16 protein-coding genes are annotated in these 18,488 nt (G+C 73.1%); 7 read left to right on the forward strand and 9 right to left on the reverse strand.

Translation table 11 applies throughout. The features are described from left to right. The first annotated feature begins 48 nt into the window (after nt 1–48). A complete protein-coding gene (eat, locus tag ACIP93_RS20605; RefSeq protein ID WP_401760823.1) occupies nt 49–1,548 on the forward strand; it encodes an ethanolamine permease in 1,500 nt (499 codons plus the stop codon). A gap of 41 nt (nt 1,549–1,589) precedes the next feature. Continuing rightward, nucleotides 1,590–2,306 carry a gamma-glutamyl-gamma-aminobutyrate hydrolase family protein gene (locus tag ACIP93_RS20610; protein ID WP_345224722.1) on the forward strand — a complete coding sequence of 239 codons (717 nt, stop codon included), beginning with the start codon at nt 1,590–1,592 and terminating at the stop codon, nt 2,304–2,306. A 484-nt stretch (nt 2,307–2,790) separates the two neighbouring features. Here ACIP93_RS20610 and ACIP93_RS20615 read toward each other — a convergent pair whose 3' ends face one another. Then, complete coding sequence (locus tag ACIP93_RS20615; protein ID WP_401760825.1) at nt 2,791–3,759, reverse strand: phosphotransferase; 969 nt, start codon at nt 3,757–3,759, stop codon at nt 2,791–2,793. A gap of 160 nt (nt 3,760–3,919) precedes the next feature. Between ACIP93_RS20615 and ACIP93_RS20620 the strand changes: the two genes are divergently transcribed. Beyond that, nucleotides 3,920–5,383: an SDR family oxidoreductase gene (locus tag ACIP93_RS20620; protein WP_401760827.1), complete on the forward strand. Its 1,464-nt coding sequence runs from the start codon at nt 3,920–3,922 to the stop codon at nt 5,381–5,383. A gap of 312 nt (nt 5,384–5,695) precedes the next feature. Here ACIP93_RS20620 and ACIP93_RS20625 read toward each other — a convergent pair whose 3' ends face one another. Beyond that, nucleotides 5,696–6,097: a hypothetical protein gene (locus ACIP93_RS20625; protein WP_345224717.1), complete on the reverse strand. Its 402-nt coding sequence runs from the start codon at nt 6,095–6,097 to the stop codon at nt 5,696–5,698. Between the two features lie 16 nt (nt 6,098–6,113). Beyond that, complete coding sequence (locus tag ACIP93_RS20630) at nt 6,114–7,055, reverse strand: LysR family transcriptional regulator (RefSeq protein WP_401760829.1); 942 nt, start codon at nt 7,053–7,055, stop codon at nt 6,114–6,116. 62 nt (nt 7,056–7,117) lie between these two features. Here ACIP93_RS20630 and ACIP93_RS20635 point away from each other — a divergent pair, with 62 nt between their 5' ends. Continuing rightward, a complete protein-coding gene (locus ACIP93_RS20635) occupies nt 7,118–8,227 on the forward strand; it encodes a TDT family transporter (protein WP_401760831.1) in 1,110 nt (369 codons plus the stop codon). Here the strand turns inward: ACIP93_RS20635 and ACIP93_RS20640 are convergent. The 4 genes from ACIP93_RS20640 to ACIP93_RS20655 all read right to left on the reverse strand — a co-directional run bounded on the left by ACIP93_RS20640 (nt 8,187) and on the right by ACIP93_RS20655 (nt 13,708). After that, on the reverse strand, nt 8,187–8,909 hold the full coding sequence (locus ACIP93_RS20640) for a helical backbone metal receptor (RefSeq protein WP_401760833.1): 723 nt from the start codon (nt 8,907–8,909) through the stop codon (nt 8,187–8,189). The two genes, ACIP93_RS20635 and ACIP93_RS20640, sit on opposite strands and share 41 nt — an antisense overlap. A gap of 6 nt (nt 8,910–8,915) precedes the next feature. Then, on the reverse strand, nt 8,916–9,464 hold the full coding sequence (locus tag ACIP93_RS20645) for a helix-turn-helix domain-containing protein (RefSeq protein WP_401761023.1): 549 nt from the start codon (nt 9,462–9,464) through the stop codon (nt 8,916–8,918). 427 nt (nt 9,465–9,891) lie between these two features. Then, entirely contained in the window at nt 9,892–12,471 is a 2,580-nt protein-coding gene (locus ACIP93_RS20650) for an ABC transporter permease/substrate binding protein (RefSeq protein ID WP_401761025.1), read from the reverse strand. 43 nt (nt 12,472–12,514) lie between these two features. After that, a complete protein-coding gene (locus ACIP93_RS20655; RefSeq protein WP_401760835.1) occupies nt 12,515–13,708 on the reverse strand; it encodes a glycine betaine/L-proline ABC transporter ATP-binding protein in 1,194 nt (397 codons plus the stop codon). 346 nt (nt 13,709–14,054) lie between these two features. Between ACIP93_RS20655 and ACIP93_RS20660 the strand changes: the two genes are divergently transcribed. Both ACIP93_RS20660 and ACIP93_RS20665 read left to right on the forward strand, forming a co-directional pair. Then, nucleotides 14,055–14,960: a 5'-3' exonuclease H3TH domain-containing protein gene (locus tag ACIP93_RS20660; protein WP_401761027.1), complete on the forward strand. Its 906-nt coding sequence runs from the start codon at nt 14,055–14,057 to the stop codon at nt 14,958–14,960. Nucleotides 14,961–15,013: 53 nt separating this feature from the next. Further along, complete coding sequence (locus ACIP93_RS20665; protein ID WP_401760836.1) at nt 15,014–15,859, forward strand: siderophore-interacting protein; 846 nt, start codon at nt 15,014–15,016, stop codon at nt 15,857–15,859. 104 nt (nt 15,860–15,963) lie between these two features. On the opposite strand, the gene ACIP93_RS20670 is transcribed toward ACIP93_RS20665, so the two are convergent. Together ACIP93_RS20670 and ACIP93_RS20675 are read right to left on the reverse strand one after the other, a co-directional pair. Beyond that, nucleotides 15,964–16,422 carry a peptidoglycan-binding protein gene (locus ACIP93_RS20670; protein WP_401760837.1) on the reverse strand — a complete coding sequence of 153 codons (459 nt, stop codon included), beginning with the start codon at nt 16,420–16,422 and terminating at the stop codon, nt 15,964–15,966. Nucleotides 16,423–16,598: 176 nt separating this feature from the next. Continuing rightward, a complete protein-coding gene (locus tag ACIP93_RS20675) occupies nt 16,599–17,246 on the reverse strand; it encodes a MerR family transcriptional regulator (RefSeq protein WP_401760839.1) in 648 nt (215 codons plus the stop codon). Nucleotides 17,247–17,361: 115 nt separating this feature from the next. Here ACIP93_RS20675 and ACIP93_RS20680 point away from each other — a divergent pair, with 115 nt between their 5' ends. After that, nucleotides 17,362–18,327: a hypothetical protein gene (locus ACIP93_RS20680; RefSeq protein ID WP_401760841.1), complete on the forward strand. Its 966-nt coding sequence runs from the start codon at nt 17,362–17,364 to the stop codon at nt 18,325–18,327. Nucleotides 18,328–18,488 lie beyond the last annotated feature (161 nt).

Here is an 18,488-nt window from a genome sequence, read left to right on the forward strand (position 1 = left end):
GCAATGGTGTGGAACCACACCTTTGCCAGGCGACGGCGGGAGCGGCCCATGGCCACGGACGGACCAACGGCACACGAGGCAACGGCGGCACCCGGGGCGCCGCCGGCGGGCGGGACGACGCCCCCGCCCCCCTCCTCCCACGACTCCGACTACCTCAAACGGCGCGCCCTGCGCCGCGGCAGCGCGGGCTGGCTGCTGCTCACCGGACTCGGCGTCGCGTACGTCGTCTCCGGGGACTTCTCCGGCTGGAACGTGGGCCTGTCCAAGGGCGGCTTCGGCGGGCTCGCGATCGCCACGCTCCTGATGGGCGTGATGTACGCCTGTCTGGTCTTCGCCCTCGCGGAGCTCTCCGCGATCCTGCCGACCGCGGGCGGCGGTTACGGCTTCGCCCGGCGGGCGCTGGGCACCTGGGGCGGTTTCCTCACCGGCACGGCGATCCTCATCGAGTACATCCTCGCGCCCGCCGCGATCTCGATCTTCATCGGCGACTACGTGGAGTCGCTCGACCTCTTCGGCCTGACCTCGGGCTGGCCGGTATACCTGGCCTGCTTCGTCCTGTTCATCGGCATCCATCTGTGGGGCGTCGGCGAGGCGCTGCGCTTCAGCCTGGTGGTCACGGCGATCGCGGTGGCCGCGCTGCTGATCTTCGCGGTGGGCGCGTTCACGGAGTTCAGCGCGGACGGCCTCAACGACATCCCGGTCGACGAGGGCGCGCTGGGGGCGAACTCCTGGCTGCCGTTCGGACTGCTCGGCATCTGGTCCGCCTTCCCCTTCGGCATGTGGTTCTTCCTGGGCGTGGAGGGGGTGCCGCTGGCGGCCGAGGAGGCGAAGGACCCGGTGCGCTCGATGCCGAGGGCCCTCTCCATCGCGATGGGCGTCCTCGTCCTGCTCGCCATGCTGACGTTCTTCGCCGCGACCGGCGCCCGCGGCGCGGCGGCGGTGCAGGACGCGGGCAATCCGCTGGTGGTGGCGCTCCAGGGCGACGGGGCGGCCACCGGTCTGAGCCGCTTCGTGAACTACGCGGGCCTCGCCGGACTCGTCGCCTCCTTCTTCTCCCTCATCTACGCGGGCTCCCGGCAGCTCTTCGCGCTCTCCCGGGCGGGCTACCTGCCCCGCTTCCTCTCCCTCACCAGCCGCCGCAAGGCCCCCTACCTGGGGCTGCTCATCCCGGGCGCGATCGGCTTCGCGCTCGCCGCCTCGACCGGCAACGGCGCGCGCATGCTCAACATCGCCGTCTTCGGCGCGACCATCTCGTACGCGCTGATGGCCCTCTCGCACGTGGTGCTGCGCCGCCGCGAGCCCGAACTCCCGCGCCCCTACCGCACGCCCGGCGGAGTCGCGACCTCGGGCACGGCCCTCGTGCTGGCACTGTTCGCGCTGGTCGCGACGTTCCTGGTGGACGTCACCGCGGCCGTCATCGCCCTGGTCGTGTATGTCGTCGCGCTCGGCTACTTCGCCCTCTACTCTCGGCACCGTCTCGTGGCGTCGGCGCCGGAGGAGGAATTCGCGGCACTCGCCGCGGCCGAGGCCGAACTCGAACGTCCGTGACCCCGCCGCCTCACCCACCCCCGCCTCTGGAGGAACCACCGGTGTCCCGCAAGCCCCTCGTCGGCGTCAGCACGTATCTGGAGCAGTCCGTGGCCTGGGGGGTGTGGAACCTGCCCGCGGCAATGGTCCCGGCGGGGTACCCACGGCTGGTGCGGGCGGCGGGCGGCCATGCGGCACTGCTGCCGCCGGACGATCCCGAGGAGGCGGCGGAGGTGGTGGCCCGGCTGGACGCCGTGGTGATCGCGGGCGGGCCCGACGTGGATCCCGTACGGTACGGGGCCGAACGCGACCCGCGCACCGGGCCGCCCGCACCGGAGCGGGACGCGTGGGAACTCGCCCTGATCCGGGCGGCGTTGGAGTCCGGGACGCCGCTGCTCGGGATCTGCCGGGGCATGCAACTGCTGAACGTGGCGCTGGGCGGGACGCTCGTGCAGCACGTGGAGGGGCACAGCGAGACGGTGGGGGTCTTCGGGGAGCACCCGGTGAAGCCGGTGCCGGGAACGCTGTACGCCTCCGTGGTGCCGGACGTCGACGTGGTGCCCGCCTACCACCACCAGGCGGTGGACCGCCTCGGCACGGGCCTGCGGGTGTCGGCGTACGCCGAGGACGGGACGGTCGAGGCGGTCGAGCTTCCGGGGGCGGGGTGGGTGCTGGGTGTGCAGTGGCATCCGGAGATGGGCCAGGACCTGCGCCTGATGCACTCCCTCCTGACGGCGGCCACCCCCCTCTCCCCCCTCCCCCAACCAAGCCTCTCCTGACGCCCCCCTCACAGGGGCGCGGGGAACTGCGCGACCAGCCACGACGGAGCCGCACGCAACCGTTCCCCTTGGCCGCGCGGCGAGCGCTTCAGGGAAAGGGGCGGGTCCGGGGCCTCTTCTGCGTGAGCAGAACGGGGCTGAGGCGTCCGGTGCCGGGGCTGAGCTCACGGCCCTGGCGGAGGAGCGTGCCCGGCACAGGCGCTCACGCAACGGGGCGGCACCCGGGTGGGCCGGGAGCGGAAGGGGCCGCCCCCTTGCCCGCCCGTTCCGCCCCCTTGGGGCGGCCCCGTCGCCCAAGGGGGCGGGGGGAGCGGGAAGGGGGGTCCCGTCGCCCAAGGGGGCGGGGGAAGTGAGAAGGGCGGCCCCGTCGCCCAAGGGGACGAGGGAAGCGGGAGGGGGAGAGGTACCCGCTGGGCCAGGGGGTTGCTCGGCGCGGGGTCGGATCGCGGCGAGACCCACCCGGCAGACCCCCGCCCGAACGGGCTCACTCCCCCAGCCTGCGCCGCAGCCACGCCACCGCCACCGCTCCCTGCACCCCCTGGAAGGGGCGAAGCGTGGGCAGCCCCGGTGGGGCCGGCAGCAGGGAGTGGTGGACGAAGTAGCCCGCGAGGGCGGCCAGCACGCAGGTGACACCGTCCGGATCCGCACCCGCCGCGGACGGATGCGCGGCGAAGATCTCCTCCGGGTCACCCCCGCCCTGCGCGGCCACGCTCGGCAGCATCACCAGCAGCTCGAACCACGCCACGGCGCGCACCGCATGCGGCCAGTCCACGAAGACGGCGCCGCCGTCCGGGGTGAGCAGGATGTTGTCGGCGCGCAGATCGGCGTGGCACAGGGTGTCGCCGTGGGCGAACTCGGCCCACCGGGAGGAGAGTTCGACGAGCCGGGGGAGGTTGGCCGCCGCCCACGGGTCGAGCCCGTCCCACTCCCCCGACTCCAGCCGCTGCCGCCAGCCCCGGAAGGTCTGGGCGTCGGCCTCCTCGGTACGGGGCGCGTCGTACGGGGCGGGCGTGAGAGCCGCGCTCAGGCCGGCGAGGGCGGCCAGCACGCGGTCGAGTTCGTCGCGCCGCCAGGGGATGCGGGGCTGGACGCCCTCGACGTCCTCCAGGACGAGGACGACCCAGGTGCCGTCGTCGTACGAACCGAGCAGGCGCGGGGCGGGGACGCCGGGCGGCAGGGCCGCGGTGTTGCGGGCCTCGCGGCGGTGGAGCGCCGGGGAGTGGGGGTTGGCGTCGGCGCTGACCGCCTTGACGAAGGCGCGGGTGCCGTCGGCGAGGGTGAGGCGGGCGGCGACGCCCGGGGAGAAACCACCGGCCTGGGTGCGCGCCCCGACGACGGGCGAGCCGAGGATGTCGTGCTCGACGCGGGCCCGGACGGCGGCCGGGACGGCGTGCCAGTCCAGGCGGACGCCGGTCGCGGGCGGGGCGGTGAACTGCGGGGGCGGTGTCTCCATGGCTCATGTTCGGGCCCCGTCCGCACCCCGGGCAAGGCATTTCCCGGGGTGCGCCGGACGCCGCACGCCCACCCGGGCGGCGGGGCCAGGAGCGGCGGGGGCGCGTCGCATCGACCACAGTGGAGCACAGTGGAGACATCGCCCCACCGAAGGAGCCCGCATGCACTGTCTGGTGACCGGAGCCAGCGGTTACATCGGCGGCCGGCTCGTCCCCGAGCTCCTCGCCGCCGGCCACCGTGTCCGCTGCCTCGCCCGCACCCCCGCCAAACTGCGCGACTTCCCCTGGTCGGACCAGGTCGAGGTGGTCCAGGGCGACGTCACCGACCCCGAGTCGACGGGGCGGGCGATGGAGGGCACGGACGTGGCGTACTACCTCGTGCACGCCCTGAGCACCGGCAGCCGTTTCGAGGAGACCGACCGCCGGGCCGCCCGGGTCTTCGGCGCGGAGGCGAAGCGGGCCGGGGTCGGCCGGATCGTCTACCTCGGCGGGCTGACCCCTTCCGGCGTGCCGGAGCGGGAGCTCTCCCCGCACCTGCGCTCGCGCGCCGAGGTCGGCCGCATCCTGCTGGACTCCGGCGTGCCGACGGCCGTCCTGCGCGCCGCGGTGATCATCGGCTCGGGCTCGGCCTCGTTCGAGATGCTGCGGTACCTGACCGAGCGGCTGCCGCTCATGGTGACGCCGAGCTGGGTCCGTACCCGCATCCAGCCCATCGCCGTGCGGGACGTCCTGCGCTTCCTGGTCGGCTGCGCGGAGCTGCCCGCCGACGTCAGCCGCACCTTCGACGTCGGCGGCCCCGACATCCTCACGTACCGCGACATGATGCAGCGCTACGCCCGGGTGGCGGGTCTCCCGAAGCGGCTGATCCTGCCCGTTCCGCTCCTCACCCCTCGTCTGTCCAGCCACTGGGTCGGGCTGATCACGCCCGTTCCCGCCGCTCTCGCGCGCCCGCTCTCGGAGTCCTTGCGGTACGAGGTGGTGTGCTCGGAGCACGACATCGAGACGTACGTCGCGACTCCGCCGGACGCCCCCGTCGGCTTCGAGCGGGCCGTGGAACTGGCCCTGCGCCGGGTCCAGGACGCCAACGTCACCACCCGGTGGTCGTCCGCCTCGGTGCCGGGCGCCCCGAGCGACCCGCTGCCCACCGACCCCGACTGGGCGGGCGGCAGCCTCTACACGGACGTCCGGGAGGCGGTGGTGGACGCGTCACCCGAACGGCTGTGGCGGGTGGTGGAGGGCATCGGCGGTGAGAACGGCTGGTACTCGTTCCCGCTGGCCTGGGCGGTACGGGGCTGGATGGACCGGCTGGTCGGCGGGGTGGGCCTGCGCCGCGGGCGCCGGGACAAGGCGCGGCTGCGGGTCGGGGACTCGCTGGACTTCTGGCGCGTCGAGGAGATCGAGCCGGGGGCGCTGCTGCGGCTGCGGGCGGAGATGAGGGTGCCGGGGCTGGCGTGGCTGGAGCTGGGGGTCCGTCAGGACGAGAAGGGGCGCACGGTGTACCACCAGCGGGCGGTGTTCTATCCGCACGGGCTGCTGGGGCACGCGTACTGGTGGAGTGTGGCGCCGTTCCACGGGGTGGTGTTCGGGGGGATGGTGCGCAACATCGCGGCCGCGGCGGGGCACTAGGGCGTGGGGCGTTCGGGTGGGGCCGGTGGGATGCGGGCTCGGTGGTCGGCGTCCGGTGCCGGGGCTCGGGGTTCCGTGCGGGTGCGTGGTGGCTGGTCGCGCGGTTCCCCGCATCCCTGGGGGCATGTTCCGTAACCGGGGGCGAGCGATGCGGCCCATTCGGCGGTCCGGCGGTGGAGGACGCGCGGGCGCGGTCCGGGCAGGGGCGAGGGCCGGGCAAGCAGCGAGGGGCGCGGGCCCCGGCCGCGGTGGAACCCACCGCGACGGTGCCCGCGCCCCTCCCCGCAACAGCTCAGAAGCCCCGGCCCAGGCTCAGAAACGAGTGCCGGCCAGCATCTTGGTCAGGGGGCCCCTGCTCTGCTGCTCCACCCTGCGGCCCATCGCGAAGGACATCGCGCCGATGGCGACCACTCCCGCGCCCGCCCCGGCGACGATCGCCTTGCGGTTCTGGATGAGGGTCCACGCGGTGGTGGCCGACGAGACGACCTTGCCCGAGGCGGACTCCAGGGCCTGCTTCCCGGCCTGGACCCCCTTGAGGCCGGCCGAGGTCGCCGTCTGGGCGGCGGCGGACGCCTTGGACGCGACGTCCGTCGTGGCGTCCTTCGTGGCGTCCTTCGCCGTGCCCGTGGCCTCCTTGGCCTGGTCGGTGGCGCTCGCCGCGGTCTTCTTCGCCGTGGCGGCAGTGGACTTGGCGTTGGCGTTCTGTGCAGTCATGGCCATCGGGTAACCGCTAGTGAGCGCCGTAAACGGCGTCTCCCCTCCGCGTCAGCGCCAGCAGATCACGCCCCGGCCCGGCCGGTCCCGGCCCCGTGGGCCACACCGCCCGCAGGTCCCGGGCGAGGGCCACCCCCGCCACCTCCACCCGCACCAGCCTCCGCGTCCCCACCTCCTCCCCCACCGCCAGCTCGCTCAGCACGCCGGCCCCCGCCCCGCTCACCGCGGCGGCCTTGACCGCCGTGGTCGAGGACAGCTCCAGCAGCGGCGCCGACAGCCCGCCGTACGACGCGAGCGCCGCGTCCAGCACCTGCCGGGTCCCCGACCCCTCCTCCCGCAGGATCAGTGGCGTCGCCGCCAGCTCCCCGGCGGTCACCGCCCGCCCGGCCCGCGCCCACGGGTGCCCCGGCGCCACCACCACGATCAGCCGGTCCCGCGCGACCACCACCCCGTCCAGCCCCTCCGGCACCGCCAGCCCCTCCACGAACCCGAGGTCCGCCTCCCCCGCCAGCAGCCGCCGGGCCACCGCGGCCGAGTTCCCGGCCAGCAGCGACACCGCCGTCCCCGGCCGCTCCGCCTGCAACGCCACCAGCCACCCCGGCAGCAGGTACTCCGCGATGGTCATGCTCGCCGCCACCCGCAGCCGCGAATCCCGCCGCCCGCGCAGCGCCCGCGCCCCCGCGTCGAAGGCCTCCGCCGCCTCCACGATCCGTCCCGCCCAGTCCGTCACCAGCGCCCCGGCGGCCGTCAGCCGCGACCCGCGCGGGGAGCGCTCGACCAGGGTCACCCCGAGCTGCCGTTCCATCGACCGGATCCGCCCGCTCGCGGCGGGCTGGGTGATGCCCAGTTCCTTGGCGGCCCGCCCCAGACTCCCCAGCCGGGCCACGGCGAGCAACAGCTCCAGCGCGCCCAGCTCCGGCACCCGGTGGGACAGCGGTATCCACGGCTCCTGGCTCATAACCCCAGCTTATGCCGCCATCGCGAACCGCCCTCTACCAGGGACGATCCGAGCGGCCGACCATGAGGTCCATGGTCACCACCGCACGCGCTCCGGCCCCCCTCACTCGCCACCTCGGCCCCAACTGGTACGCCTCCGTGATGGGCACCGCGATCCTGGCCACCGCCGGACACTCCCTCCCGGCCCCCTTCACCCCGCCCCGCGCGCTGCTCTGCGCGGCCTGGGCCCTGTCCGCCGTCGCCCTCCTGGTCCTCCTGGCCGCCAGGTCGCTGCACTGGCGCCACCACCGCGACCAGGCCCGCGCGCACCTCCTGGACGCGTCGGTCGCCCCCTTCTACGGCTGCTTCGCGATGGGCGTGCTGGCCGTGGGCGGCGCGACCGCGGCCGCCGGGCAGGACGTGATCGGCGAGCCCGCGGCCCTCGCCGTCGCCTGGGTGCTGTGGAGCGCCGGCACGGTCCTGTCCCTGCTGGCCGCGCTGGTCGTTCCGTACCTCATGGTCGTGCGGCACCGGATCGACGGGCCGTCCAGCGCCTCGCCCGTGTGGCTGCTGCCCATGGTGGCGCCGATGGTGGCGGCGGCGCTGGGCCCCCAGCTCATACCGCACCTGCCCGAGGGGCAGGCCAGGGCCACGATGCTGCTCGCCTGCTACGCGATGTTCGGGCTGAGCCTGCTCGCCACCCTGCTCCTGCTGCCGATGATCTTCGCCCGGCTGCTGCTGCACGGTCCGCCGCCGTCGGCCCTGACCCCCACCCTCTTCCTGGTCCTGGGGCCGCTCGGCCAGTCGACCACCGCCGTCAACCAGCTCGCGGACGTCGCGGACGGCGCGATCGGGCCCGCGTACGCGCACGGCTTCCAGGCGTTCGCGGTGGTCTACGGGGTGCCGGTGCTGGGCTTCGCCCTGCTGTGGCTGGCCCTCGCCGCGGCGCTGGTCGTCCGGGCCGCCCGCGCCGGGATGGGCTTCGCGATGACCTGGTGGGGCTTCACCTTCCCGGTCGGCACCTGCGTCACCGGCGCGGCGGGCCTCGCCCGGCACACCGGCCTGGACGCGCTGGGCGGGCTGGCCGCCGCCCTGTTCGCCCTGCTCGTGGCGGCCTGGTCCGTGACCGCTTTCCGTACGGTACGGGGCCTGCTCAGCGGTGTGCTGCTCGCAGCGCCCCGCCCAGCAGCGTAGGGGCCTGGGCGAGCGAGGGGCCGTACCAGGTGAGCATCCGCCCGTCGACGAGCGCGGCGGGAACGCCCGGGAACGCCTCGGGTCCGTCGTCGGCGGTGAAGCGGTAGGGCTCGTCGGGCAGGACCGCCAGCTCGGCGCCGCACGCGGCCAGTTGCGCCGCGTCCACGCGCGGGTACCGCTCCGCGTGCCCGGCGTACACGTTCCGCACGCCGAGCCGGCGCAGGAGGTCACCCGCGAAGGTGTCCCGGCCGAGGACCATCCAGGGCTTGCGCCAGACCGGCACGACGGCCAGGCGCGGCGGCACAGCGGGCAGGTCCGACCACGCCGTGCGCGCCGCCGCCAGCCAGGGCGGGCGCCCGTCCGTGCCGCAGGCGCGCAGCACCCGCGCCAGCTCGGCGAACGCCTGCTCCAGGGTGCGCACTTCGGTGACCAGGACGTTCAGGCCCGCCTGCCGCAGGGCGGCGAGGTCGGGTGCGCGGTTCTCCTCCTCGTTGGCGACGACCAGGTCGGGGCGCAGCGCGAGGATCGCGGGCAGGTCGGGGTTCTTGGTGCCCCGGACGCGGACGACGCCGGGCCCGAGCTCGGCGGGGTGGGTGCACCAGTCGGTCGCGCCGACCAGGACGCCGGGCGCGGTGACCGCGACCGCCTCGGTCAGCGACGGGACGAGGGAGACGACCCGCACCGCGTCTCACCGCCTCGATTCGTCGGCGGCGTCGATGTGCTCGGCCACCGCCACCACCAGGATCCTGGTGTCAGGACCGGTGGCCCGCCACCGGTGCCGCACTCCCCCGGAGAGGTGCAGCGCGTCGCCGCGCGAGAGCCGGTAGGCGCGGCCCTCCGCCTCGACCTCGACGGCGCCCTCCGCGACGTACATCAGCTCGTCGTTGCGGTGCTGGTACTCCTGTCCCGCGTCCTGCATGCCGGTGAACTCCAGCGCGTGCAACTGGTGGTGGCCGCGCACCAGGGGACGCACCCCAGAGCCGGGTTCGAGTCCCGGGTCGTCCTCGGCGCGCACCAGGCCGACCGAGAGCGCCGAGTCGGCGGCGGCGAGCAGTTGCTGGGCGGTGGTCTCCAGGGCGTCGGCGACCCGCTGGAGGGAACGCGGGCTGGGGCGGGCCCGCTCGTTCTCGATCTGGCTGAGGAAGGGCACCGAGAGGCCGCTGCGCTCGGCCACCACGGCGAGGGTGAGCGCCAGGGCGCGGCGCCGCCTCCGGACGGCGGTGCCGACCCGGAGGATTTCCTTGTCGTCCTTCTTGTCGTCCTTCGTGTACCGCTCGTGTTCCCCGGTCGTCGACACGGCTCGTCTCCCTTCCCCAACTCGTTCTTTCCACCGACGCACAGCAGACTACGCAGCTTCACGCCCCGGTTTCGTACACATGTCACACCTGGGCGGCACAACCGCGGGGGCCGCCGGTCCACTCGGGGCCCGGCGGCCGGGGCGTGCCGAGGCCGGGCAGGGGGCGGGCCGCCGGCCGGGCGCGGACCACGGCCGGAAGCGGGCAGGGGCGGGCGAGGTGTGCTCGCTGTCATTCGCACGACCGCAAAGTCTAAGCAAAGAACGCAGGTGGGAGGCGTCGGCCCGGGTCCTTGCGCCGCGCCACGCACGAACGCCGGGCCCCGCCGTTCGTGACGAACGGCGGGGCCCGGCGTGGGGTTCGCGGGGGTCAGCCGGTGACCGGGGCCATCTTCTCCGCGATGCCCGGGTTCTCCTTCATCCAGGCCTCCACGGCCTCCGGCTCGTGGCCCGTGCCGCGCTTCTGGATCTCGTCCTCCAGGCCGGCGAGCTGCTTCTCGCTCAGCTTGAAGTCCTTGAACCACTTGGTGAGCTGCGGGTAGTTCCTGCCGAAGTCCTTGTTGCCGATGACGTGCAGGCGGTCGCCCTCGCCGAAGGCCTTCCTGGAGTCCTTGAGCTTGGTCAGGTCGTACGCGTTGTACGCCCAGTGGGGCGTCCACAGCAGGACCGCGACCGGCTCCTTCTTGGCGTAGGCGCGCTTCAGCTCCGCGAGCATGCCCGGCGTGGAGCTGTCGACGACCTGGTACTCCTTGTCCAGACCGTACTGCGGCAGGACGTTCTCCTTGAGGTTCTTCATCGTGGCGGTGCCCGCCTCGATGCCGACGATCCGGCCCTTGAACCGATCCGCCTTGCCCTTGAGGTCCTCCAGGGTCTTGACGTCCTTGACGTAGGAGGGGACGGCGACCTCGATGGAGGTGGGTCCGTACCAGGAGCCGACGTCGGTCAGCTTGTCCTGGTACTTGTCCCAGTAGTTCTTCTGTGTGTACGGCAGCCAGCCGTCGAGCTGGACGTCGACGTCACCGGCGGCGAGGGCCGCGTACATCGGGCCGACCTCGAACTGCTTGAGGTTGATCTTGTAGCCGCGCTGCTCCAGGACGTTCTTCCACAGGTACGTGGCGGCGATGTCCTCCTCCCAGGGGAACCAGCCCATCTCGACCGCGCGGGTCCGCTCGTCCTTGCCGTCGGCGTTCTTGGCGGCCCCGGCGACCGGGGCGAGCTCGTCGACCATGCCCGGGTTGTCCTTCAGCCAGGTGCGGACGGCGTCCTGCTCCTTGCCCTTGCCGGACTTCTGGATCTGCGCCTCAAGGCTGGTGAGCTGCTTCTCGTCCAGCTTGAAGTCCTTGATCCACTTGGCGACCTCGGGGTTCTCCTTCGAGAAGCCCTTGGCGGCCAGCGTGTGGACGCCGTCGCCCTTGCCCCAGGCGCCCTTGGTGTCCTTGAGCTTCTTGAGCTCGAAGTCGTTGTACGCCCAGTGCGGCGACCAGAGCGGGACGACGATCGGCTCCTTCTTGGCGTACGCGCGCTTCAGCTCCGCGAGCATGCCGGGCGTCGAGCCCTCGATGAGCTTGTACTCCTTGTCGAGGCCGTACGCGGGCAGGACCTTGTCCTTGAGCAGGCCCATCTCGCCGGCGCTCGGCTCGATGCCGACGATCTTGCCGCCGAACCTGTCGGCCCTGCCCTTGAGGTCCTCCAGGGTGTTGACGTCCTCCAGGTACGCCGGGACGGTCAGCTCCAGGGAGGTCGGGCTGTACCAGGCGCCCATGTCCTCCAGCTTGTCCTGGTACTTGTCCCAGTACTGGGCGTGCGTGGTGGGCAGCCAGGCGTCGGTGTTCAGGTCGATCTGCCCCGTGGACTGGCCGGTGTAGAGCGCGCCCGCCTCGTACTGCTTGGCGTCGACGGTGAAGCCGCGCCGCTCCAGGATCTCCTTCCAGAGGAAGGTGGAGGCGATGCCCTCGTCCCACGGGATGTACCCCATGGAGATCTTCTTGCCCTTGCCGATCTGCGACGGGTCGGCGGCCGTGTCGGCCTTCTTCCCGCCGAACAGGCTCATGCCGCCCGCGACGAGCGCGAGGACGACGACGCCCGCGATCGCCACCACGGGCTGCGGACGGTACGACCAGACCTTGGCGGCGCCGGTCGTCATGGCGCGCGCCTTGGCCAGGGCGCGGCGGCCCAGCGGGGAGACGGCGGTGCCGAGCGCGCTGGTCATGCGGTCCAGGTACATCGCCAGGATGACGATGGAGATGCCCGCCTCGAAACCGAGGCCGATGTCGACGTTGCCGATCGCGCGGTAGACCGCGCCGCCGAGGCCGCCGGCGCCGACCATGCCCGCGATGACGACCATGGAGAGGCAGAGCATGATCTTCTGGTTGATGCCCGCCATGATGGTGGGCAGGGCCAGCGGGAGCTGGACGCGCCGGAGGATGTTGCCCGGCTTGGTGCCGAACGCCTGCGCCGCCTCGACCAGTTCGGCGTCGACCTGCCGGATGCCCAGCTCGGTCATGCGCACGCCCGGGGGCAGCGAGAAGATGATCGTGGCGATGATGCCGGGGACCGGGCCGACGCCGAAGAAGAGGACGCCGGGGATCAGGTAGACCATGGCGGGCATGGTCTGCATGAAGTCCATGACGGGCCGCACCACGGCGCTGACCTTGTCGGAGCGCGCCGCCCAGATGCCCAGCGGGATCGAGATGACCATCGTGACGACGGTCGCGACGAGGACCAGCGAGAGGGTCGACATGGCGTCGTCCCACAGCTCGATGGAGTCGATCAGCGCGAAGCCCGCGAAGGAGGCCACGCCGGCGGTCAGGCCGCGCAGCCAGAAGGCGACGACGGCGAGGATGCCCGCCATGAGCAGCGCGTTCGGGGCGCCGAGGACGGCGTAGATGCCCTCCTGCATGCCGCCGATGACGGTGGAGACGAAGTCGAAGAGCCAGTTGACGTTGGCCATGAGCCAGTCGACGGCGGAGTCGACCCACTGGCCGAGCGGGAGCCTAGGCACCGGCGGACACCTTCTTCACGTTCTCGGTGCCCTCGTTCGCCTGGTCTGCGTCGTTCGCCTGGTCTACGTCGTTCGCCGTCGCGGCCTGCGCGTCCGGTACGGGCGCGGGCACGGCGGGCTCCATCGGCTCGCCCAGTACGGCCAGCAGCCGCGCGCGCGGGACGACGCCGATCAGGGAGCCCTTCGCGTCGGTCACGGCGACGGGCACACCGCTCGTCGAGCACGGCGTGAACAGCTCGATGATCGGGGTGTCCGCGCCGACCTTCGCCGGGGCGGCGTCGAGCACGTCCTCGGGGGTGCGCAGCTCCCGGCCCGCGTCGTCCAGGCCGCCGATCGCGGTGTGCGGCTCGGCCATGACGGCGCCGGCCGTCAGCACGCGGGAACGGTCCACGTCCTGGGTGAAGGAGGCGACGTACTCGTTGGCGGGAGTGACGAGGATGTCCTCGGCGGTGCCGAGCTGGACGATACGGCCGTCCCGCATCACGGCGATGCTGTCGCCGAGGCGCATGGCCTCGTTGAGGTCGTGGGTGATGAAGACGATGGTCTTCTTCAGGGTCTTCTGGAGTTCGAGCAGTTGGTCCTGCATGTCGCGGCGGATCAACGGGTCGAGCGCCGAGAAGGACTCGTCCATCAGCAGGACGTCGGCGTCGGTGGCGAGCGCCCGGGCCAGGCCCACACGCTGCTGCATGCCGCCGGACAGCTCGTCGGGCCAGGACTTCTCCCAGCCCTTGAGGCCGGCCATCTCCAGGGCCTCGTGGGCGCGCTCCTCGCGCTCGGCGCGCGGGACGCCCTGCACTTCGAGGCCGTAGGCGGCGTTCTCCAGCACACTGCGGTGCGGGAAGAGGGCGAAGTGCTGGAAGACCATCGAGATCTTCTTGGCCCGCACGTCGCGCAGGTCCTTCGGCGACAGGGCGGTCACGTCCTGTCCGTCGAACAGGACGCGGCCCGAGGTCGGTTCCAGCAGCCCGTTGAGCATGCGCAGCAGGGTGGACTTTCCGGAGCCGGAGAGGCCCATCACGACGAAGATCTGGCCGGGCTCGACGCTGAACGAGGCGTCGATCACCGCGGCGGTCGTTCCGTCGGCGCGCAGTTCCTCACGGTCCGCACCGCCCTGGAGCTTGCGGACCGCCTCGCCGGGTCGTCTGCCGAACACCTTGTACAGGTTCTCGGCCTGGAGCCTGGACACATACACCTCACGGGTTGGACGAAGACGACCCGTCACCCCCGTGGACAGGTCGTGGAGCGGTGCGGAGTCGGCCCGCTGCGCCCGCCCGGAAGCCCGCCCCACAAGATGCAATTGACATCAAGAAGTTGAACTTCGGACGAGGTCCGCTCCGAGTGCGCTGCTTCCCAAGTCGGGATCAACCAAACGAAAAGTGACCCAGTTCACTTCAAAGATGACGTTCGGCCCGGTTTTGTCCTCTTTTTCACCGGGCAGGGCGTGACCTCTTCCACCGGGCAAGGGGCGCCCCCAGCTCGCCCGGTCGCTGTCGGTGCCGTACGGCATCATCAGGAAGGTGACCCGACGCCTGATGCTCCTCGACACCGCCTCCCTCTACTACCGGGCCTACTTCGGAGTCCCGGACTCGGTCCGCGCCCCCGACGGCACCCCCGTCAACGCGGTGCGGGGCCTGCTCGACTTCATCGCCCGCCTGGTGCAGGACCACCGGCCCGACGACCTGGTGGCCTGCTGGGACAACGACTGGCGCCCGCAGTGGCGGGTCGACCTCATCCCCTCCTACAAGGCGCACCGCGTCGCCGAGGAGATCGAGGGCGCCCCCGACGCCGAGGAGACCCCGGACACCCTCACGCCGCAGGTCCCGGTGATCGAGGAGGTGCTCGCCGCGCTCGGCATCGCCCGGGTCGGGGTCGACGGGTACGAGGCGGACGACGTGATCGGCACCCTGACCGCCCGCGCGACCGGCCCGGTCGACGTCGTCACCGGCGACCGCGACCTCTTCCAGCTCGTCGACGACGCGCGCGGGCGCCGCATCCTCTATCCGATCAAGGGCGTCGGCACCCTCCAGGTCACCGACGAGTCCTGGCTGCGCGAGCGGTACGGGGTGGACGGCCCGGGGTACGTGGACCTGGCCCTGCTGCGCGGCGACCCGAGCGACGGCCTGCCGGGCGTGCCGGGCATCGGCGAGAAGACCGCCGCCAAGCTGCTCGACGCGTACGGGGACCTGGCCGGGATCATGGCCGCCGTCGACGACCCCGCCGCGAAGCTGACGCCGTCCCAGCGCGCGAAGCTGGACGCGGCCCGGCCCTACCTCGCGGTCGCCCCGAAGGTCGTGCGGGTCGCGAACGACGTCCCGGTGCCGCGGTTCGACGCGGCCCTGCCGCACGCGCCGCGCGATCCGGCGGCACTGGAGGCGCTGGCCGGGAAGTGGGGCTTGGGCGGATCTTTGCAGCGACTGCTCTCGGTGCTCCAGGGGTGAGCTGTTAGCTTAGGTATACCTAAGTACCTGAGTCGCAGTTTGGGGAGAGCACCGTGGCAGAACGACCGGCACGCAAGGCACCGCGAGCCCACGAGGCCAAGGTGGTGCGCACCGAGCGGATCACCCCGCACATGGTGCGCGTCGTCCTGGGCGGCGAGGCTCTCGCGGGCCTGGCCGCCGACGAGTTCACCGACGCCTACGTCAAGGTGCTCTTCCCGGTGCCCGGGGTGACCTACCCGGAGCCCTTCGACATGGCCCGCATCCGCGAGGAGTTCCCCGCGGAGCAGTGGCCGGCGAACCGGACGTACACGATCCGTAGCTGGGACGCGGCGGCGCGCGAGCTGGCCATCGACTTCGTGGTGCACGGCGACGCGGGTCTGGCCGGTCCGTGGGCGGCCCGCGCCCGGGTCGGCGAGACGGTCCGCTTCCTGGGTCCGGGCGGCGGGTACGCCCCGGACCCGGCCGCCGACTGGCACCTGCTCGTCGGTGACGAGAGCGCGCTGCCCGCGATCGCGGCGGCCCTGGAGCGGATGCCCGAGGGCGCCCGGGTGCACGCCTTCGTGGAGGTGGCGGACGCCGCCGAGGAGCAGAAGATCGAGTCCCCGGCGGGCGTCGAGGTGACGTGGCTGCACCGGGGCTCCGCGCCGGTCGGCGAACAACTGGTCGCGGCGGTACGGGACCTGGAGTTCCCCGCCGGTGACGTCCACGCGTTCGTGCACGGCGAGGCCGGCTTCGTGAAGGACCTGCGGCGGCTGCTGCGGGTCGAGCGCCAGATCCCGCGCGAGCGGCTGTCCGTCTCGGGCTACTGGCGGCTCGGCCAGGACGACGACGCGTGGCGCGCGGTCAAGCGCGAGTGGAACGAGCAGGTGGAGCGCGAGCAGGAGCAGGCTTCGGCCTGAGTCACGGCGCACGTCAGGGGCCGGTCCCGCGAAGGACCGGCCCCTGACGCGTGCCCGGCTCGGTGCGGGCCCTGCAGAGGACCGGCCCTGACGCCGTGCGTGGCTCAGTGCCGGTCCCGCGAAGGACCGGCCCCTGGCACATGTCCGGCTCGGTGCGGGATGCTCCCGGTGCAGTCCCGCAGCCAGTCCGGGCAGAACACGCCGGTGCCGCCCGAGCGGATGTCGTTCTGGCGGATGCTCTGGACGTCGCTGATCAGGTGGCTGCCGGTGGTCGGACCGACCTGGCCGTCGGCGCTGATCCGCTCCGCCTTCCGGTGGCGGACCACGGCCGCACGGGTGGCCGGGCCGAAGTCGGAGTCCACCGCGACGTTCGGGTTCTGGACGATGTTCACCCCGCGCTGCACGCAGGCGACCTCGTACCCCTCGTATCCCTGCTTGATGACGTCCGCCGCGCTCGCCGGGGCGGTCATCGCGGTGAGGGCCGGGCCCACTCCGCCGAGGAGGGCGGCGAGCCGGGCGGCACGGGTGCGGATCGGATTCATGGCGTTCCCCCTGCTGGTCACGGAACGGAACTTCCTCGCCGGGCCCCGGAGCCGCGCCCCTTCGGGCAGCTCCTGCGGCCGGTCAGAAAGCTGACGGAGACCCCTCGGGGGCACATACGCCGACGGTTGCAGACCTCCGGTGAACCTTGGGCGTACCTTCGCGGTGGACCCCGGCCGTATCCCCCCGCGCCCCGTGCCTACTCCTCGTCCCCGCGCCGCCCCCTGCCGTAGACGCGGCCCGCCTCCTCCGCCTGGGCGATGCGCCGCAGCGAGCCGAACACCGCGTCGCCCAGCATCATCCCGATCACCACGCCCTCCAGCACGTCGTCCCGCGCCCCCAGCCCCCGCACGTACGACAGGTCCGCCTCCGCCACCCGCTCCGCCGCCTGCGCGTACGCGTCCAGCGTCACCGCGAACTCCTCGTGGCCCAGCCGTTCCGCCTCGGTGAGCGTGCGGGCCAGGGCCTCGCCGTCGGGGTGGCCGGCCGGGACGTGCCAGCCCCGGCGTTCGCCCAGGGCGGCCACCTCGGCGCGGGCCCGCGCCGAGGGTTCGCCGCTGCCGGCCGGGCGCGGCGCCGCCACCGTGCCGGCCACCTCGCCCATCAGCTCGAACACCGGCTGCGAGGTGTCGTCCACCACCGCGAGGATCTCCGCGATCCGGGCCAGCGACAGGCCGCCCACGCCCAGCATCGAACGGATCAGGCGCAGCCGCCGCTCGTGCCCGTCCCCGTACGTCGCCTGGTTCGGGCTGGTCAGCTCCCCCGCCGGGAGCAGCCCTTCGCGGACGTAGAACTTGATGGTCGGGACCGGCACTCCGGTCCTGCGGCTCAACTCACCTATGCGCACTGCCTGTTCACCTTTCGGTCCGAGGAGGGGCCTTGCCAACTCGCGGGCCCGGACGGATAGTTCAACTATCCGATAGTGGCCAGTGCCACTATCCGTTCTCCGTTGGGAGTCTCCCATGCCCGCAGCCTGGCGTGCCTGGCACCGTCCTCTGGTGGTCTTCTCGGCCCTGATGATCGCCTCCACCGTATTGACCGGCATCGGGCTGGTGGCCGACGACCGCACGGTCGCGGGCTCGCCGGTCTGGTTCAAGCCGTTCAAGTTCTCCGTGTCGTTCGCCGCGTACGGGCTGTCCCTGGCCTGGATGCTGTCGCTGCTGCCGAAGGGGCGGGCGGGCACGGCCGGTCGGCGGGCCGGGACCGTCGTCGCCGCGGCGAGCGCCGGCGAGATGGTGCTGATCCTGGGCCAGGCCGCCCGGGGCAGGCGCAGCCACTTCAATCTCGAAACCGCCTTCGACTCGGCCGTGTTCGCCGCGATGGGCCTGACCATCGTGGTGCTGTGGGTGGGCAGCCTGGTAGCAGCCGCCCTGCTGCTGCGCACCAGGATCCTGGAGCGCGCCACCTCGCTCGCCGTGAAGGCCGGCGCCGTGCTCGCCCTCGTCGGGACCGGACTCGGCTTCCTGATGACGCGGCCCACCCCCGCCCAGCGCGAGGCCGGGATCACCGACACGGTCGGGGCGCACGGGGTGGGGGTCGCCGACGGCGGTCCGGCCATGCCGGTGACCGGCTGGGCCACCACCGGCGGCGACCTGCGCATACCGCACTTCGTGGGCATGCACTCGCTGCAACTCCTGCCGCTGCTGGCCCTGTTGCTCCTGGCCCTGGCCCCGCGCTTCACCCGGTTCGCCGACCCCCTCGTCCGGCTGCGGCTGACCGCCGTCGCCTGCGCCTCGTACGCCGCACTCCTCGGCCTGGTCACCTGGCAGGCCCTGCGCGGGCAGGCCCTCGTCCGGCCCGACGCCATGACGCTCGTCGCCGCGGCGGCCCTGGCGGTGGCGACCGCGGCGGGTGTCCTGCTCGCCCTGCGCCCCGGGCCCGCCCGCCGCGGCCGGTCCGGCCGGTCCGACAGGGAGCTCGCGGCCTGAGCGGCTTCCGCACGGTCCGGGCGGCGCACACGGCCCGCGCGGCACGGGACCGGACGGGTGACGTGCGTACCGCCCGGCACCGGTTGCGACCGCGCGGGCGCGGCGCGGGGGCACGCGCGTAACACCCCCGGCCGACGACACCAATCCGCAGGTCCCACACC

It is taken from the genome of Streptomyces sp. NPDC088745 (genome assembly GCF_044751045.1).
Taxonomy (GTDB): Bacteria; Actinomycetota; Actinomycetes; order Streptomycetales; family Streptomycetaceae; genus Streptomyces; species Streptomyces cremeus.

Coding starts and splice junctions, on each gene's coding strand:
- ACIP93_RS20630 (WP_401760829.1), bottom strand. CDS start 7,055: ATGAGCCAGGAGCCGTGGATACCGCTGTCCCACCGGGTGCCGGAGCTG.
- ACIP93_RS20680 (WP_401760841.1), top strand. CDS start 17,362: ATGCCCGCAGCCTGGCGTGCCTGGCACCGTCCTCTGGTGGTCTTCTCG.
- ACIP93_RS20660 (WP_401761027.1), top strand. CDS start 14,055: ATGCTCCTCGACACCGCCTCCCTCTACTACCGGGCCTACTTCGGAGTC.
- eat (WP_401760823.1), top strand. CDS start 49: ATGGCCACGGACGGACCAACGGCACACGAGGCAACGGCGGCACCCGGG.
- ACIP93_RS20615 (WP_401760825.1), bottom strand. CDS start 3,759: ATGGAGACACCGCCCCCGCAGTTCACCGCCCCGCCCGCGACCGGCGTC.
- ACIP93_RS20635 (WP_401760831.1), top strand. CDS start 7,118: ATGAGGTCCATGGTCACCACCGCACGCGCTCCGGCCCCCCTCACTCGC.
- ACIP93_RS20625 (WP_345224717.1), bottom strand. CDS start 6,097: ATGACTGCACAGAACGCCAACGCCAAGTCCACTGCCGCCACGGCGAAG.
- ACIP93_RS20620 (WP_401760827.1), top strand. CDS start 3,920: ATGCACTGTCTGGTGACCGGAGCCAGCGGTTACATCGGCGGCCGGCTC.
- ACIP93_RS20650 (WP_401761025.1), bottom strand. CDS start 12,471: ATGGCCAACGTCAACTGGCTCTTCGACTTCGTCTCCACCGTCATCGGC.